A 17,687-nucleotide genomic window follows, 5' to 3' on the forward strand; every position below is an offset into this window, starting at 1 on the left:
AAATTCATTGTAATATCCTCGAATGATCAATTAAGCATGTAAGCCAGAATGTAAGATTGCAGTAGCGCGCAAATCACGATACCAACGTTCAACAGGGTGTTCTTTGGTAAAACCATGACCACCTAGGATCTGTACACCATCCGTACCGATTTTCATAGATTTTTCAGCGCACAAAAGTCTTGCAAGGTAAGCTTCACGATGAAATGGTTGACCCGCTTCAGCTAAGCTCGCTGCATTAAGTACCAACATGCGCATTGCATCAATTTCAATAGCCATATCTGCAATCATGAAGGCAACACTTTGGCGATGAGAAATAGGCTCACCGAAAGCTGTACGTTCATTTGCATATTTGATGCAGTATGCTTTAATCGCCTCACATGTACCTACAGCCATCGCACACCACATCAAGTTACCAAGATCTACAAATGCTGTGTAATCGAAATCAGCATCACCTAATCGTAAAGCTGGAGTTTGATTGAACTGTAAGGTAGCAGTTTCAGCAGCTTTTAGACCCATCGCTGGATTTGATTTGATGGCAATACTTTCATCACATTGCACGACAAAAATATCAGGTTGACCATTAGATTCTGCACTGACAAGGAAGACATCAGATGTATCGCCTAAAACGACTAAAGTCTTTTCACCTGTGATATAGTACTGACCATTTTGTTCAGTGGCTTTCGTTTTTAATTGGTATGGATTAAATGCAGGGGTCGCTTCTTGAAATGCAAATGTCGCTGTAATATCTGTGTCTTCAGCAAAGCAAGACAAATACATACTTTGTACTTGTGTTGATCCCCAACGAGTGATGGCATTGATCACGCTGAATGTGCTTAATAATCCAGCTGTAAGACTGAAATCACCTTTAGCTAGGTTTTCAGCAATTAGGATATTACTGACAATATTTTGTTCTGCGGCAACGCCACCTAAAGCCTCAGGTAATGCATAGTAGTTCAAGCCTAAATCAACCAAATGCTGCCAAAGTTCTTCTGGGAATTGTGCATTGTGATCTGCATCATGCGCTAAATTGTAAAGCACTTCCTGAGCAAATTGTGACATCGCATCTGATGTCATTTGTTGCTCTTCAGTCAATCCTAAATCAAATAGATTTTTATTTACTTGATTTGGTAAACGTTGTTTATCAATAGGTTGTGGTTTAAAAGCTTTCTGAGTTTTTGTTAGAACTTTAAAACCAGTTTTTGAACCTTGGTATAGTGACTTTTCTACAAACTTTCTTAATTTGAGTTGATCGAGCACTTCGCTTCCTGCGATTTTAGTGATCAATGATAGCCCGAGACCTTGAGCCTTATTCATCATATTTGACATGATTTTATCCTAGAGGATGATTGTGAATTTATGCTCGCATGCTAAAGCTAAAAAAACTATGTCTTCTTTGACGTGTCAATATTAGAAGGATAAAGGGTTAATTAAGTGAATAAAGATAAATAAGTTTATGTTTTTAAATAATTTAAAATAATTTAAAAAAATTAAAAAAATTATAGCAAAAAAAATTGACCAAACTGACAGAGCAGATTGGTCAATATGACTGAATTAATTTAGTTTATGCAAATTGACGAATCATTTTGCGAACATTTGTCTTCGCCTCGATCACTGTCATGAAAGTATAAGCACCAATGAATTTACGGCTAATAAACATAAATTCTTTAGGAGGGACTGAGAAATAACGAGAAGCCATAGACTGAGCAGCTTGCTGCATTACGCGACTATGTAGTTGGCTTTTTTTCCAATCATAACGATCTTGTTCATCCATCACACCAGCAGGCATATCAGGATTATTGCTTGGGTTACTAAAAGCTTCGGTCGCAATTAAAAACACATCCGCCATACCTGGTTTTACACTTTCAGGCATCGAATCAAAAAATTCATAACCTGTCATCGCTTTAACCATAGCAGTTTTGTCATGATCATATCCTGCATGGATAAGATTACGTGCGACAGAAAGTAAATTGTCATCAAATTGGCGAATCGCCCCGAAGTCGAGCAATACAATCTTATCCTTTACATCATCACCATTGCCTAAGCGGACAAGGTAATTACCAAAATTAGGATCAGTTTGCATCTCACCCCATTCGAACAGCTCACGTACTGCAATTTCTAGTGAAGCTTCACCAAGTTGATTACGGCGCTCTTGAGGTAAAGAAAGCATAACAGGGCTGTTGATAGGTACTCCACGCTCAAATGTCATACATAGAACTTTGTCAGCACAGAATTCATCAACAATTTGTGGAACAATATAACGCGGGTCATCTTTCAAGTGTTCTGCGAAACGTCGAGTTGTCGCTGCCTCAATGTCATAATTCACTTCACGGTGCATCATTTCACGAACTTCATCAAACCACTGGTCGAACTCACGTGTTTGAGGAACCATTCGTGTGAGCTTCAGCATGTTTTTGAAAAGATTCATGTCAGAATCAATCGCTTCTGCAACACCAGGGTATTGAATCTTCAATACAACTTCTAAACCATCAGATTTACGAATTGCACGGTGAACTTGTGCCAATGATGCAGTACCGATTGGCTCATGATCAATCGTTAGATCATTGAGTTTCGAACCTAGTTGCTCATGTAAGTGCGCTTTGATTCCAGGCCATGCTAAAGCAACAGTTTGATTATTCAGCGTATTGAGTGCTTGAGTAATTTCTTCTGGTAAGAAATGTTCACCATATAAAGCCATCATTTGTCCAATTTTAACAATTGAACCTTTTAATTTTCCAATTTCAGAGACCAAATAATGGGCTTGATCAGCCATCGCTTTTTTACGTTTCTTCTCTTTTTCTTCCTCACTAGAAAACATAGAGGTAGCACTTGCAGTTGCCCAACGAGTTCCAGCAAGTAAAGAAGCTTTTGCAATAGATAAGCGACGATCCACAGACGAGGTTTTTAGATTCTTGAGCTTATCGTTCTGATCTGACATGAAAGAAAAATCCTATGCTGAAATCGGAGGGGGAGGAAAGCCGAGAGTTAAATTGTAGTGGATATTACAGCGTTTGAACGTATTAAAATAGTTCAATCGCTTGAATTATCAGTCTAAATTTGTGATTTAAGTCAACAATATTTAAATAGCCTAAGCAAATTAGAGGTCGCTTAAGTCAGCTATTTATACATATGTACTAAATTTTAAACTGAATTTTTAGTGCTGATTTACGCATTAGAGCTGCTCGGTTTGTATGTATATGCTTAATCAACATACGTTTGACAATACTATGATGAAAACCTAAAGCATGAGCTTTCACGATAATAATACTGGGTAATGTGAAGAAAAAGTACTTGGTGTCGTCTAAAGTCGCATTCTCGAAAATACCTTCTTCAACCAAAGTATCACGGAGAAATTGCTTTTCAGCTTGAACGGTAGAAGAAGATTCATCATCCCAGTAGCTTTGACGCATCGCCATCAGATTATTATGTTTATAACTCATGAAGTTTTTGCGCCTTTCTCAATTGCATTCAGTCTTTATATAAGGTTTGAAAAATAATTATCAAGAACACTATTCAAAATAGCCTAAGCAAATTGAAAATATTTTCTTTAAAATGCTACACTTATCAAACTTAAGAATCATCGAAATAACCCAGATATCAAATGACACCAGCTTTTAAGTTATTGGAAAAAAACAAAATAGCATTCTCGATTCATGAATATGAACATGATGCTAACGCGAAGAGTTTTGGTTTAGAAGCTGCTGAAAAACTCAATTTACGTGTAGAAGAAGTCTTCAAAACATTAATGGTCACAGATGAAAAAAATTATTTTATTGCGATCTTACCTGTAAACCATCAACTCAATTTAAAAAAAGTTGCAGCAGCGGTGGGATGTAAGAAATTACAAATGGCAAATCCTAAAGATGCTGAACGTTTGACTGGTTATTTAGTTGGTGGAATTAGTCCATTAGGGCAGAAGAAACGTCTAAAAACCGTCATTGATGCGACGGCTCAGACATTTAATAAAATATATGTCAGTGGTGGGAAAAGAGGGCTGGATATTGGTTTAGATCCTAATGATCTAGCAAAGTTATTAAATGCAACTTTCTCTGATCTATTGGATAGTTAGGGACTTTATCTGACACCTATAGCTTATGCTTTAATACTTTAATCTACTAAAACAATAAAATTTCAGATTCTCATTAGAATATATAATAATGAGAATTATTATCTTTTGTATCTATAATCATCTATTTCTTTATTTTATCTATATTAATCAATGTTTTGAATAATAAACTGCTAGGAAAATATTGTAATTGCTATTATAAATGATAATTATTATCATTACTTTAATCTTATATGCAGTCGTTGCTGTATTTGAGAAGTGTTTTGAGCTCAAACATTCGAAAAAAAACTAACTCTCTCTTTATAGAGGATACCGACAGATGCAATCACTTGCCAATCGGTTGGCGATACAACATTTCGTCAACGCATATACGCAAGAAACTGGCAAAGGTCACTTGCTTAATAAAACACAGCAAAGTCCGCAACAACAAGCGTTTAGCCAAGGTTTGACGCTGTTATCTATTCCGATTAATTCTATTCATGCTCAATGTGATTTCCCATTATCTTATGTCAGCCGTGTTGGTAGACATCGGTTAGCTAATCTTCCTCAAATCGTAATTTCAGGTCAGCCAAAATCATTCAGTCCAGTTGCAATCGTTGGGTTATTACTTGAAGAACTAGTTTCTGAATCATCTTTACCTTTGGATGCTGCTTCTTTACTAGAAAAGTGGATTCAAAGCCGTGATGCACTGCAACAGTTTTTAATACAACGTGAAGCTGATTTTGATGACTTGGTTAAAGCTGGTCAAAGCTTTATTGAAACTGAACAGGCATTGATTTTGGGGCATAGCATGCACCCAGCGCCGAAAAGTAGAACAGGTTTTGTGCATGAGGATTGGCTAAAGTTTTCACCTGAACACAAAGGCAAGACACAACTTCATTATTGGCTAGTGCACCAAGATTTCATTGCGGAAGGTAGTGCGACTGATGAACCTATTTCAGCGCAATTAAAAACGGCATTACAGTGGTATTTATCTGAAAATGATCTCAATCTAGTTAAAACCCATAGCGAATATAAATTACTCCCATTGCATCCTTGGCAAGCTCGTTATTTACAGGGTAAAGCTTGGTTTGAACGATTGAAGCAAACAGGGCAATTGATTGATTTAGGTTTACGTGGCTGGCAATTCTCTCCAACAACATCCATTCGTACATTGGCAAGCTTCAACGCTCCGTGGATGGTGAAGCCATCTCTTTCTGTGATGATTACCAATTCTATTCGAGTGAATTTAGCCAAAGAGTGTCATCGTGGTGAATTAACACATCGTCTGTGTCACAGTGAGTTTGGTCAGAATATTCTAAAAAAATGTCCAAGTTTAAAGGCAGTCAATGACCCAGCTTGGATCGCCTTGAAAATTGATGATGAAGTGGTTAATGAAAGTATCTGCATTTTTAGAGATCAGCCTTTCCATCCTCAACAGCAAGTCACTTGTATTGCATCCTTGTGTCAGGATCATCCAAGCAAATCTTTAAATCGTTTTAACGCATTATTTGCCAAGATTTCAAAAGCTCATCCTGAGATGGATTTTTCAGAGATTGCTTTAGATTGGTTTACTCGTTTCCTCGAAGTCAGTTTGCAACCCTTGATGTATCTGTACCATCGTTTCGGTATGGCATTTGAGTCACATCAACAAAATGTATTATTGGAACTCGAAAATCATTTTCCTAAAACTTTATGGTTACGTGATAACCAAGGTTTTTATTATATTGAAGAGTTTGCGAATGAAATTCTACAAGCGCTACCTGAACTGAAAGAAAAAGCCTTTGCGGTAGGTCCGAAAGATTTTGTTGATGAACGTTTTAGTTATTATTTCTTCGGCAATACTTTGTTTGGGATTATTAATGCCATCGGTGCGACAGGCTATATCACTGAAGATGAATTGTTAGCGCATTTAACTGAATTTTTAGAAGAACAATTACAACAATATCCTGATAGCACCTTATTGCAAGGATTACTGTTCAATTCAACTCTGCCTTATAAGGGTAACTTGCTGACACGCTTGCATGAGTTAGACGAATTGATCGCGCCTGTCGAAAATCAGTCTGTTTACGTGCAACTGCCAAATCCACTGCGTATTTCACGGAAGGATGTCAGTTATGCTTGATTTTATTGGAATTGGTCTAGGACCTTTTAATTTAAGTCTGGCGAGTTTGCTACAAAACAAAAGCTCACTCAATTACGTGTTTTTTGAGCAAAAGGCGCAATTCGATTGGCATGCAGGTATGCAACTACCTAATACGGTATTGCAAGTACCGTTTATGGCTGATTTGGTTTCGATGGTTGATCCAACCAGTCCATTTAGCTTTTTAAATTATCTGCGTCATCAGCAACGTTTGTATAAATTTTACTTTTTAGAGCAGCCACATATTCCGCGCTGTGAATATAACCATTATTGCCAATGGGTTGCAGAACAACTTGATTGTATCGAATACCAATCTCGTGTCTTGAGGATTGAACCCCAAACGATAGGTTTTAAAGTAGTCGTTGAATCAAATGGTGTTCAGCAAAGTTATTTATGCCGTCATTTAGTGATTGGAAGTGGTAATGTGCCTTATTTGCCTGAATGTTTGGCAAAGATTCAGAAAGTCCGTCCGCAACAATGTCTGCATTCAGCACAGTATATGATGCATGTAGATACAGATTTACATGGCGATGTTGTTGTACTAGGTTCGGGGCAATCCGCAGCTGAAGTGTTTATCGACTTGTTTGACGAACAGCAAGATACCGACAATCATCAGTTTGATTTGCATTGGTTTACCCGTTCTCAAGGTTTCTTCCCAATGGAGTATGCGCCATTAGGTTTAGAACATTTTAGCCCTGATTATGCACAACATTTTTATGATTTGTCTGCACAGCAGAAAGAGCAGCAGTTAAAGCAACAAGCCTTGTTATACAAGGGGATTAGTGCAAAAACCATTCGGGAAATTTATCAAAGACTTTATCACCGTAGCATTGCAGGTCAAAGCATACAGACACATTTGCATAGTCAATGTGATTTGAAAGATGCAGAAGCATTGGATACACAAAAAATCCGACTGCATTTCCAGCATCGTGCTACAGCTCAGTCTTTTCATCTCGACTGTGATTTTCTTGTAGCCGCAACGGGTTATTTCACACCTGATTTTGGTTTTATGCAGTTGCTCAAGCCATATATCGAGTTTGATCATAAACAGCGTTGGCAGATTACAGACGACTATCGCGTTGTACACAGGTTGAATGGCCATATCTTTGTTCAAAATCAAGAAATGCATAGTCATGGTGTCGGCACACCTGATTTAGGTCTTGGTGCTTATCGTGCAGCAACGATCATTAATCAAGTGCTTGCTGAGCCTCTTTATGAATTAGGCAATCAAGCGCAGACATTCCAACACTTTAATCTCTCTCAAAATCCAAAAATTTGTATGGCAGATGACAAAGCACAATCAAACGAGTGCCTTTGCGAAAATTCTCCCAATAAAAACCATTCAATTTTCAAGAAAACAGAACAGAACGTGATGACGGCGCATCCTAATCGTCGTGGTGCTAATAAATGGACACAAACTGCTTCTGTACATTCAACTTATGAGAAACTGATATGAACTTTGCAACTTTAAAAATTAATCAGCAGCAATGGCGTGCCGCAGGGCAACGTCTTATTGAAATGGCGATTGCAGAGTTTCTATATGAAGAAATTATTGAAGTTAAAGCATTGTCAGCAGGGCATTATCGCTTAGATTTAGGCAATCGTCAGTATGAATTTCAAGGACATCAATATCTACTCGGACATTGGAATATTCAGAAAGCTTCAGTACGTGATGTGACTCACAGTCAGGAAAATGATCAACCTGCTTGGAACTTACATGAGTTTATTGTCGCAATGTCTGACAGTTCTAATGTAAAGCCATTTACCAAAGCATATTTGATCAAAGAAATGAATAATACTTGGTTGGCAGAAGCGCATTTGTTCAATGAAACGCGTTTGCCAAGCACAGCGGTTTTGACTGAGCCTCATTACAAAGTTGAAGGCATGCTACGAGGTCATCCTTGGCTCATCATGAGTAAGGGGCGTATGGGTTTTGGTTATGATGATTATCTTAGCTCAGCGCCAGAACTTTCTCCTGAAGTTAAAGTGTTGTGGTTAGCTGTACATCGTGATTTAGCAGAGTATCGAAGCACTGAAGATTGGAGTGCATGTGGTTTATATCAACATGAATTTGATGCCAATGAGCTGCAACAGTTCATCCAAATTTTGAAAGAAAAAAATCTAGACCCTCAAAATTATTTTTTGATTCCCGTACATGCATGGCAATGGCACCAATGGCTCGTGCCAACTTATGCCAATGAGATTGTTGATCAGAAAATTATTGAACTGAATATTAGTCAAGATAGTTATGTGCCAATGCAGTCCATTCGCACATTATGCAATACATCAAATCTACAACGTCATTACATTAAACTGCCAGTCAGTATTTTTAATACTGCTGTTTATCGTGGATTACCCTCAAAACGTAATCTTGCAGCTCCAGCAGTGACCGCATGGTTAAAACAGATTCATCAACAAGATCAAGACTTACAAAATACAGGTGTGATTTTCTTGGGTGAGGTTGCAACTTTAACCATTGACCAGCCATGTTTTGACCGCATTGACGGCGCACCATATCAATTTAAAGAACTATTCGGTTGTTTGTGGCGTGAAAGTGTTGATCGCTATGTTGATTCATCACAACAAGTTCTCTCTCAAGCAGCTCTATTACATCGTGATATTTCTGGTCAATCGATCCTGAGCGTGCTGATCAAAGCATCAGGATTAAGTCCTTTAGCTTGGTTAGCTCAATTTGCTCAAGTGTGCATGAGTCCATTGTTACTTTGCTTGTATCGCTATGGTTTGGCATTTTCACCACACGGCGAAAACACGATGTTGGTACATGAAAATGGTGTGCCGAAAGCCATGGTATTAAAAGACTTCATTGACGACATCAATTTAGTGGATGAGGATTTTCCTGAGTTAACTCAGTTACCATCTGAAGCAGATTTATTACTCCGTCACGAAGCGACCGATCTAAGCCATTTTATCTTCACTGGTCTGTTCATGGTGCATTACCGTTATATCTGTAATGTGTTCTTGCAAGACTATCCTGAATATTCTGAGCTTGATTTTTGGCAGACCATTTCCAAAACGATTGTTGAGTTTAACCAAAAACATCCAGAACTGGCTGAACGTGCTGATAAATTCGCCATGCTGCGTCCAAGTTACACCAAAATTTGTCTAAACCGTGTACGTCTATTTACCACAAGTTATAACGATGAAGCAGAACGTCCTGTTCCTGTCTTCCTTGATCCTATTGCAAATCCAGTTAGCCCAGAAACATTGAAAACATGGGCAGAACAACCACGCCAAGCGAAAGCGGGCTAATTTTATTCGTCATTTTATAGGTTCGATATGAAAACAATCTCTCAGCAATTACCAGATTATTTTGAATACTTTGAAGATGGTACACAGTACTACTTACGCCAAGTGCAATATCCACAGGATATTCCTTTATTACATCAATGGATGCATGAGCCACATGTAATTCCTCAGTGGCAGTTAAATAAATCGGAACTAGAGTTACAAGTTTACTTCGACAAAATGTTAGCAGATGACCATCACCGTTTATTAATCGTCGGAATTGATGGCAAAGATGTGGGCTATACCGAAATTTATGAAGGTAAACGAGATCGTTTAGGTCGTTATTACGATGGTGATGACAATGATCTCGGTTGGCATCTCCTGTTTGGTGACAAATCTGTGTTTGGCAAAGGTTTCTTGAGACCAACCATTCGTTTACTCAGCTTTTACATTTTTGAACATTCGAAAGCTAAAAAAATTGTGGGTGAGCCAGATCATACCGTTAAACCTTATGCAGTAGTGGTGGCAGAGCTTTGTTATGAAAGCCAACGTTTAATACCGATGCCTGAAAAAACAGCGATGTTGTACTACTGCTTTAGAGAAACTTTCTATAACAAGTTTGGGGAATATTACCAAACATCACAACAACAGCTAGCAGATCAGCCAGCCAAACTCCTGAGTGTTATATGAGCTTATATATCAATGAAATGCATATCTTAGACATGCGCTTTGCGGCGAATGTCTCTGTTGCAGAATTTGAACAATGGTTAGCACGAATTCAGCACTATTTCGAACATCAGCGAAATTTTGTGTTGATCATGCAAACCGATGCAAATACAGAATTTCCGGAGGAATATAGAGCAATCCAAGGCAAGTGGTATAAACAATATAAACAAGATTTTTACCAATATTGCTTGGGTTTTGCTCGTATTGCTCAAGATGAAGAAGATCGTATTCGATTGGATACACCAGCTCTGCACAAAGCTTGGCATGTTCCATATTTTGTGAGCGTAGATAAAGCTGAAGCCACACAATGGGCTTTGCAGAGGTATTTATGAATCAAAATTCATTAAATATTCAGAAAGTCTCAGCCTTGAGCCTGAGTGTCGTGGTGGTTTTATATCTCGCGCATGCCTTACCACTGTATTTTTATAATGTGGCCTTACCTGCGATTCTGCGTCATCAAGGCGTAGATTTACGTTGGATTGGCATGTTGTCGCTGCTCTATATTCCTTGGGCATTCAAGTTTTTTTGGGCACCACTAATCGATCGTTTTTATTTCAAAAAACTCGGTAAACGTAAAACTTGGCTTTTGTTTACGCAAATAGCTTTGGTGTTGGGGGGCGTTGCTTTGGCACTTACCCAATTCGATTACGGTCTTGGTGTATTTGTTATTGTCGGTTTATGGATTTCAACTTTTGCTGCAACTCAAGATATCGCAATTGATGGCTATACGGTCGAAACCTTTTCAGAATCTGAGTATCGACTAGGCAGTATGGCGCAAAGTATAGGTGTTGCGCTTGGCAGTATGGTTGGTGGAGCAGCAACTTTATGGCTGTATGAGCTTTATGGTTGGCAAACTGCACTGATTTCCTTAGCCGCTATGACAGCATTGACGATGTTGGCTATTTTCCAAATTAAAGAAAAATCAAATGCAGAGAAAATCTCAAAACAGCCGCCAAGTTTGATCCGTGCATTTAAACGTCCAGAAATGTTATGGGCATTAGCCTTGATCGTATGTTATCGAATTGTCGAAGCACCAGCTATGGCGATGCTGAATCCGATGCTGATTGATCAGAAATGGTCGTTGGCACAGATCGGCGTACTGATGTCAGTAATAGGTGCAGGGATTGGATTATTAGCTGCTGTTTCAGCTGCATTTTTATTAAAAAAAATAGCCGCAACACAATTGCTGATCTGGGCTGGTTGGGCACGTAGTTTGGTTTATGCCTTGTTGGGTGTTGCGGTTTTACTCAGTTGGTTGAATCAATGGCATTTACTTCTTGGTGGCTTTGTCATTGTCATTCTTGCCATCCGCTATATCGCGATGACAGCCTTGTATGCACATTTCATGCAGACCAGCTCCAAAGAACAAGCTGGTACTGATTTTACGATTTTAGTTTGCTTCGAACTATTGGTTTATTTCATTGGCGGTGCAGTCTCAGGTTTCTTGGCCAAAGCATATGGTTATGGAAACTTCTATCTCATTCTCGCAGTTTCATCTGTTTTAAGCGTGTTGCTTAGTCAACTGCTTATTAGCAAAGCAAAACAAACGCAACAACTCATCTAGGGGTCATTTATGAAAGTTCGTTCACTTTCGACATCATTAACACTGCTCAGCTTGGCGATCAGTACGCAACTTTATGCTCAAAATGTCGAGCAGACTTCAACCGTAAATCAAAGTGCAACGGTTGAGGCTGAGAAGCCAACTCAACTGGCACCAATTGTTATGACAGCAACTCGCTCAGCTCAAAGTATCGCTGAGATTGCGGGAACTGTTTACAGTATTAGCCAAGAAGACATTGCAAAACAAGCTGCTGCTGGTAAAAGTACCGCAGATATTTTAGGACTGTTGGTTCCATCTTTAACACCAAGTTCAGGTACGACCAGTAACTATGGGATGACCATGCGTGGTCGTACTGTGCAATATATGATTGATGGTGTTCCTCAAACAGGCTCACGCGATAGTTCACGTCAGCTAAATAGCATTAGCCCAGACATGATCGAACGTGTTGAAGTCGTGTCAGGTGCAAGTAGTATTTATGGTGCAGGTGCTACAGGTGGTATCATCAATATCATCACCAAAAGAGGTTCGGGTGATGGTGTAAATTTTGAAACCAAACTCGGCGTTACTTCAGGTGATAATTTCAAAAGTGATGCTTTAGCTTATGAAGCGTTTCAGTCTGCATCATTTAACCAAGGGGATTGGAGTGGTTTTATAGGTGCTAGCTATACACAACGCGGTGAAATTCAAGATAGTCGAGGTGATCGTGTAGGTCCAGAAGTTGCACAAACAGATCGTCAAGATACTGAAACTGTAGATGTGAATGGTCGTTTAAGCTGGCAGTTGGCAGATAAGCAAAAATTAAGTATCGGTGCGCAATACTATAATGATGAGCAGGACAGTGAATATGGCGCTGATTATGGTCCAGGCTTATCTGTTTTACTTCTAGGGGCAAAACCTAGTCAAAAAGCTGTAAAAGGTTTAGAGCTTGATACTCAACCACGTACTAAGCGCAGTGCAGTAAATGCACAATATGAAAATCAGGATTTTCTTGGTCAGACTTTAAATGCAGAGGCCTATTATCGTACTGAAAAAGGGCGATTCTTCCCAAGTGCAAATGCTTTAGCACATGCATCCATTCCAGGTGGAAGAACATTTATTGTTACTCAATCAGAAACAGATATTGATGTTTTTGGTGCTCGTTTAGCACTTCAGAGTAAACTCAATCTGGCTGAACGTGCATTAAATCTAACTTATGGCGTAGATTATGATAAAGAAAATGGCAAACAAACAGCACAACTTTATGATCTAAATACTTTTATCAGTAGTAATGGTCTTAAGTTTAAGCCTTTAAATAATTATGCTTTTGGTCCTGAGGTAGATACTGAAAAGCTTGGTTTCTTCTTACAAAGTCAATTTGAAGCAACTGATCGCTTAAATCTACAAGCTGGTATTCGTCATGAGCGCATCGATAGTGATGTTAAAGACTCAGTTCCATATTCTGAAGCAATGGTTGCCGATTTCGTTCCAACATACCAAGCTAAAACTTTAAAAGGTGGTTCAGTTAAGCATGATGCAACACTCTTTAATGTAGGCGCACTTTATCATTTAACTGATGCACAACAGGTGTTTGCAAATTTCTCGCAAGGTGCAAATTTACCTGATGTACAACGTATGCTAAGAGATGTTCCTGCAAACTTTGTCGTAAGTAACCAAACAATTGATCCAATCAAAGTAAATAGTTTTGAGTTGGGCTGGCGTCTACAAGATGATGCATTAAGCACAGGGATCACGGCGTTCTATAACAAATCTGATAAGTCATTAAAATTTGGTCCTCCAAGTTTTGCAATTGAAGTTATTGATACAGATGAACGTGTGTATGGTGTTGAAGGTAATGTCAAATATACCGTTTCAGATGATTGGAATGTAGGTGGGACTTTAGCTTATACACGTGGTCAGTTCAAAAACTCAAATGGTAAATGGCAAGAGTTAGATGCAATTCGTGTAGCACCTTTGAAAGCAACGGTTTATTCCGACTGGCAATTCAATGATGGTTTAGGCTTAAGAGTACAAGCTTTGGCTATTGATGGTACGGATGAAGCACGTAAAGATGCGATTGCGAATGGTAGTACTCGTCCACCAGCAGAAATCAAAGGTTTTGCAGTGATGGATGTGATTGCCAATGCAAAAGCAGGTCCAGGGACTTTAGGTTTTGGTGTATATAACGTGTGGAATACTGACTATAAGTCTGTTTATAGCCAAGCAGTTTCAACGGTTTACGGCGATATTTCGAGCTTGGCTGCTCAAGGTCGTACCTATGGTTTGAGCTACACTCTCAAGTACTAATCTTATCCAAAAGGCATCTTTTAGATGCCTTTTCTTTTGATGAATTCCATGATGAATAATCATTTAAAATTTTTAGCTTTGGCTGCGTTAATCAATGGAACGTGTTTTTCCATGATACTTCCTTTACTGGCACCTTTGACTCGACAGCTACATTTATCCGAATTCCAAGGAGGAGTCATCGTATCCGCAGGGGCGATCTGTATGGCGATCGCTTCAATATGGATCGCAAAGAACAAAAGTAATCAGTCTCCGCAAAATTTAGTGAATTATGGTTTTATAGGAATGACCATAACATGGGCGCTTTTTACTTTTATACTGGCTTTGGGCTTAGATGCAATTTTGTCTTCAGTATTGATTTTTATTTTATTGGTTTTAAGTCGTGCTTCGACTGGCATTTTTATGGCAATGCCACAAATTGGTCTACAAAGTTATGTCATGACAGAATCAACTGAAACAACGACTCGTAGCAAGAATATGGCATTGTTTGGTGCGATGAACAGCTTTGGTATGATTGTCGGACCTTTGGCGACTTCGTTGTTATTGTATGGTGGACTATTATTTCCGATGTGGTTCGCGGTTGCTTTACTGGCATTAGTCAGTTTGGCACTCAGTATGTTTTTTAAGAAAACGGCTGATATAAGATCAGATGCAGATAAGACATCAGAACAAAGTTCAAATACAGTTTTGAATCAGCAAAATATTATCAAGCAAAGTTTGATTTGGTTGGTTTTAGGTTTTTCTACTTATGTTGCAATCGTGACATTAAACATGACTGCTGGATTTTATATACAAGATAAATTCTTTCTGAGTAGTCAGCAAAGCGCAGTGTATTTCTCTCAATGTATGGTTGTTGTGGGTATCTGTCTGGTAGTGACACAGTTGCTGATCGTAAAAGTGATTAAGCTACAACTACATAGTCTTGTATTAATCGGCATTTTGACCATGTGCTTTGGGTTGCTACTATCTCTTTATGCACAAAGTATTGTGGTATTTCAAGCCAGTTATATTTTCTATGGTATTTCAGTCGCTTGCTTATTACCTGCATTTACAACAGGGGCAGCACAAGCAGTTACACAAGATTCACAAGTTAAAATGGCAGGATATTGCACTGCAACTCAAGCTTTTGGTTTGATTTTTGGTCCTCTAGTTAGCACTTATTTATATCAATTTGATCAAAATCTACCTTTCTATTTTTTATTCGCTTTAATGATATTGGTTGGGATATGTATAGGGTGGGTTTTAGTCAAAAAGGGAGAAGATGTGAGTTCTTTTGTCGAAGATTAAACGCTTAGTGTGATTAAAAATCATTCATATATTCTTTTAAAAAGCAAGGAAACTTACATAACTACATCTTAGGACGTAAACATAGATGGTTGTTTGGTTATTTATTAATCAAATTTATTTCATTTATTTAACGGTCGAAATTTAAGCTCATTTCTGGGTTAGCCTATTAGAAGTAAAACAATATAAGAGGAGTAAAGATGTTGATTTTTCATGATTTTCCTGTTCAAGGGGCACTTTTTGATATGGATGGAACAATGTTTGATACAGAGCGATTACGCTTCGAAACATTGAAACAAGCATCAGAAGAGCTTATTGGACAGGAATTTTCAGATGAATATTTAATGCAGTGCTTAGGTCTGAGCGCAAAAACTGCGGAGCAACTTGCAAAGAAATTTTATGGGGAAGATGTTCCATATCAAGCAATTAGAAAACGTGCTGATGAGCTTGAGTTGGAATCAGTGCGTCACAATGGTGTTCCAATCAAAAAAGGTTTAATTCAAGTTTTAGAACGATTACGTAAATCTGGTCTAAGAATGGCAGTTGCGACATCTAGTCGACGTGCTATAGCAGAAGAATACTTAATTAATGCCAATGTTTATAAATTTTTTGATCTGTTAGTGTGTGGGGATGAAGTCGAAAAGGGTAAACCTCATCCAGAAATCTTTATTACGGCTGCGCAAAAATTAAATTTACAACCTAGTCAGTGTTTGATGTTTGAAGATTCAGAAAATGGAATCTGTTCGGCTCATGATGCAGGTGGTATTACGATTTTATTTAAAGATATTAAAGAACCAAATGATCGAATGTTAGCGAAAGCAAATTTTTATTATCAGGATCTGTATGAATATTTAAATGCTTTAGATCAGTACATTCCTGAAATGGATATGCCACAACTACAAGAACCATTTCCGCAAAGTTTGAATCAATTAACCGTTGGGATTCATGGTTTTGGTGCAATTGGCGGTGGGTATATTGCTCAAATTCTTTCGCATTGGGATGGATATACGCGTCCAAAACGTATTTTGGCTTCCACGCGAAATAAATTGTATTTGGAATCAGTGAACAGTTTTGGTAGCTACAGTATTCGATATGGGCAATCATCTTTTGATGAGCGAATTGATAACTTGACTGTTATTGACGCTGATAATGACAAACAGATGCTTGAAATGTACACGCAATCAAGTCTTGTTGCATTATGTTTGCCTGAACATGCGATAGCATCTGAATCAAAAATAATTGCTAAAGGTTTATTGGCACGTTTCATGTCACAAGACTTGAATAATCATGAACCAATCACTTTCCTAATTATTTTAAACAAGGTCTGTGCAAAATATTTGGTGCTCAAACATATTCGTGAAGCTTTGCTTGAGATCACGGATGAAGATATTGCTGAGCATATTTTAAGTGAGCATTATTTTTGTGATACGGTGGTCAATCGCATGGTCTCAAAATTGACTGATCAAGCCTTGTATCGCCAACTCAATATTAAGCATCGATTATTTAAACAGTATCAAGCTGATTTGAATGAAGAAACGATTGAGTTATCAGATGAAACGGCATTAACTGAAAAACAGGAACGACAGCTCAGCCAATCATTAGAGGAAATGCGCGATCAATTCCAAGCGGGGCAGTTTTTACAAAATATGGATTTAATTTTATTCCATAGCGAAACAGATATGCCGATCTATGTTGAAAATCGAAGTCCGCTGTTAAATAAAATGCGCCAAATGATCTTAGTTGATCAAATCTCAGATATTCAAATCATTAAAAATCGCCTCTGGAATGGCTGCCATGCCATGATCGCTTGGCAGGCGCGTCTTATTGATCATGAAATGATTGGAATTGCTTTAGCAGATCACAAGATCAAGAAATTTGCTGAGCAATTGGTGAGTGAGGTGAAAGCTGGATTGGTAAATATCGTTCCGAATCAAACCAAACAACTTGATCGCATGGCTGAAAGTTTTATGAGCTCATGCCGTTCTGCTTATAAAGATCCATGTGAGCGTGTTGCTCGTGATCCATTGAGAAAATTGGGTTACAACGAACGCGTACTCGGCAGTATTGAAAATCATATCGTGCAACAATTGCCATATAAGTACTTATTACAAGGTGCTGTTTCGGGTTATGTGTACTCGGTTAAGCTTTTAGAAATTCCTGTTGATGATGTGATTACGCATTTACAAAACTCTATTGAGCAAATGGACATTACTGAGCATGAAAGGAAAGATTTGTTTGACTCGATTTATACAGCAATGTCTGCTGAATTAAAGATTTCAGAGCTAGGGCAATCTTTTCGTGTTACAAATGCCGAGTTTGAAACAGCCTAAATGATTTTTAAAATTATTTAATCTTGCCAGTAAATTATGTTTGAATAACACAACTGTCAGAGCGTTATTGTCGTT

General features: G+C 38.3%; 13 protein-coding genes. 10 read left to right on the plus strand and 3 right to left on the minus strand.

The annotated features are described in order from the left end of the window. Positions 1–30: 30 nt before the first annotated feature. The 3 genes from IRT38_RS10455 to IRT38_RS10465 form a co-directional block, all read right to left on the minus strand. Positions 31–1,317 carry an acyl-CoA dehydrogenase family protein gene (locus IRT38_RS10455; RefSeq protein WP_194597664.1) on the minus strand — a complete coding sequence of 429 codons (1,287 nt, stop codon included), beginning with the start codon at positions 1,315–1,317 and terminating at the stop codon, positions 31–33. A gap of 244 nt (positions 1,318–1,561) precedes the next feature. Further along, entirely contained in the window at positions 1,562–2,935 is a 1,374-nt protein-coding gene (locus IRT38_RS10460; protein ID WP_194597645.1) for an ABC1 kinase family protein, read from the minus strand. Between the two features lie 196 nt (positions 2,936–3,131). Beyond that, the gene (locus tag IRT38_RS10465) at positions 3,132–3,437 is read right to left on the minus strand and encodes a hypothetical protein (protein ID WP_004915688.1); all 306 of its coding nucleotides are present in this window, start codon (positions 3,435–3,437) and stop codon (positions 3,132–3,134) included. A 161-nt stretch (positions 3,438–3,598) separates the two neighbouring features. Here IRT38_RS10465 and ybaK point away from each other — a divergent pair, with 161 nt between their 5' ends. From ybaK to mtlD, 10 genes are all read left to right on the plus strand, one after another. Further along, positions 3,599–4,066: a Cys-tRNA(Pro) deacylase gene (gene ybaK / locus IRT38_RS10470; RefSeq protein ID WP_194597646.1), complete on the plus strand. Its 468-nt coding sequence runs from the start codon at positions 3,599–3,601 to the stop codon at positions 4,064–4,066. Positions 4,067–4,382: 316 nt separating this feature from the next. After that, complete coding sequence (locus IRT38_RS10475; RefSeq protein ID WP_194597647.1) at positions 4,383–6,167, plus strand: IucA/IucC family protein; 1,785 nt, start codon at positions 4,383–4,385, stop codon at positions 6,165–6,167. Beyond that, the gene (acbB, locus tag IRT38_RS10480; RefSeq protein ID WP_194597648.1) at positions 6,160–7,641 is read left to right on the plus strand and encodes an acinetoferrin biosynthesis monooxygenase AcbB; all 1,482 of its coding nucleotides are present in this window, start codon (positions 6,160–6,162) and stop codon (positions 7,639–7,641) included. The genes IRT38_RS10475 and acbB overlap by 8 nt, the downstream gene beginning before the upstream one ends. Further along, entirely contained in the window at positions 7,638–9,455 is a 1,818-nt protein-coding gene (acbC, locus tag IRT38_RS10485) for an acinetoferrin biosynthesis protein AcbC (protein ID WP_194597649.1), read from the plus strand. The genes acbB and acbC overlap by 4 nt, the downstream gene beginning before the upstream one ends. A 27-nt stretch (positions 9,456–9,482) precedes the next feature. Beyond that, positions 9,483–10,121: an acinetoferrin biosynthesis acetyltransferase AcbD gene (gene acbD / locus IRT38_RS10490; RefSeq protein WP_194597650.1), complete on the plus strand. Its 639-nt coding sequence runs from the start codon at positions 9,483–9,485 to the stop codon at positions 10,119–10,121. Continuing rightward, positions 10,118–10,489 (plus strand): protein ActB, encoded by a 372-nt coding sequence (actB, locus tag IRT38_RS10495; RefSeq protein ID WP_004281762.1) that lies wholly within the window; start codon positions 10,118–10,120, stop codon positions 10,487–10,489. Before acbD ends, actB begins: the two co-directional genes overlap by 4 nt. After that, on the plus strand, positions 10,486–11,721 hold the full coding sequence (locus IRT38_RS10500) for an MFS transporter (protein ID WP_194597651.1): 1,236 nt from the start codon (positions 10,486–10,488) through the stop codon (positions 11,719–11,721). The genes actB and IRT38_RS10500 overlap by 4 nt, the downstream gene beginning before the upstream one ends. A gap of 9 nt (positions 11,722–11,730) precedes the next feature. Then, positions 11,731–14,001: a TonB-dependent receptor gene (locus IRT38_RS10505; RefSeq protein ID WP_194597652.1), complete on the plus strand. Its 2,271-nt coding sequence runs from the start codon at positions 11,731–11,733 to the stop codon at positions 13,999–14,001. 24 nt (positions 14,002–14,025) lie between these two features. Beyond that, positions 14,026–15,285 carry an MFS transporter gene (locus IRT38_RS10510; protein WP_312847018.1) on the plus strand — a complete coding sequence of 420 codons (1,260 nt, stop codon included), beginning with the start codon at positions 14,026–14,028 and terminating at the stop codon, positions 15,283–15,285. A 197-nt stretch (positions 15,286–15,482) separates the two neighbouring features. Then, positions 15,483–17,612 carry a bifunctional mannitol-1-phosphate dehydrogenase/phosphatase gene (gene mtlD, locus IRT38_RS10515; protein WP_194597653.1) on the plus strand — a complete coding sequence of 710 codons (2,130 nt, stop codon included), beginning with the start codon at positions 15,483–15,485 and terminating at the stop codon, positions 17,610–17,612. Positions 17,613–17,687: the final 75 nt, after the last annotated feature.

The organism is Acinetobacter sp. SK-43 (assembly GCF_015351505.1).
Taxonomy (GTDB): Bacteria; Pseudomonadota; Gammaproteobacteria; order Pseudomonadales; family Moraxellaceae; genus Acinetobacter; species Acinetobacter junii.

Coding starts and splice junctions, on each gene's coding strand:
- actB (WP_004281762.1), top strand. CDS start 10,118: ATGAGCTTATATATCAATGAAATGCATATCTTAGACATGCGCTTTGCG.
- IRT38_RS10465 (WP_004915688.1), bottom strand. CDS start 3,437: ATGAGTTATAAACATAATAATCTGATGGCGATGCGTCAAAGCTACTGG.
- mtlD (WP_194597653.1), top strand. CDS start 15,483: ATGTTGATTTTTCATGATTTTCCTGTTCAAGGGGCACTTTTTGATATG.
- IRT38_RS10500 (WP_194597651.1), top strand. CDS start 10,486: ATGAATCAAAATTCATTAAATATTCAGAAAGTCTCAGCCTTGAGCCTG.
- IRT38_RS10455 (WP_194597664.1), bottom strand. CDS start 1,317: ATGATGAATAAGGCTCAAGGTCTCGGGCTATCATTGATCACTAAAATC.
- IRT38_RS10460 (WP_194597645.1), bottom strand. CDS start 2,935: ATGTCAGATCAGAACGATAAGCTCAAGAATCTAAAAACCTCGTCTGTG.
- IRT38_RS10505 (WP_194597652.1), top strand. CDS start 11,731: ATGAAAGTTCGTTCACTTTCGACATCATTAACACTGCTCAGCTTGGCG.
- ybaK (WP_194597646.1), top strand. CDS start 3,599: ATGACACCAGCTTTTAAGTTATTGGAAAAAAACAAAATAGCATTCTCG.
- acbD (WP_194597650.1), top strand. CDS start 9,483: ATGAAAACAATCTCTCAGCAATTACCAGATTATTTTGAATACTTTGAA.
- acbC (WP_194597649.1), top strand. CDS start 7,638: ATGAACTTTGCAACTTTAAAAATTAATCAGCAGCAATGGCGTGCCGCA.
- acbB (WP_194597648.1), top strand. CDS start 6,160: ATGCTTGATTTTATTGGAATTGGTCTAGGACCTTTTAATTTAAGTCTG.
- IRT38_RS10475 (WP_194597647.1), top strand. CDS start 4,383: ATGCAATCACTTGCCAATCGGTTGGCGATACAACATTTCGTCAACGCA.
- IRT38_RS10510 (WP_312847018.1), top strand. CDS start 14,026: ATGCCTTTTCTTTTGATGAATTCCATGATGAATAATCATTTAAAATTT.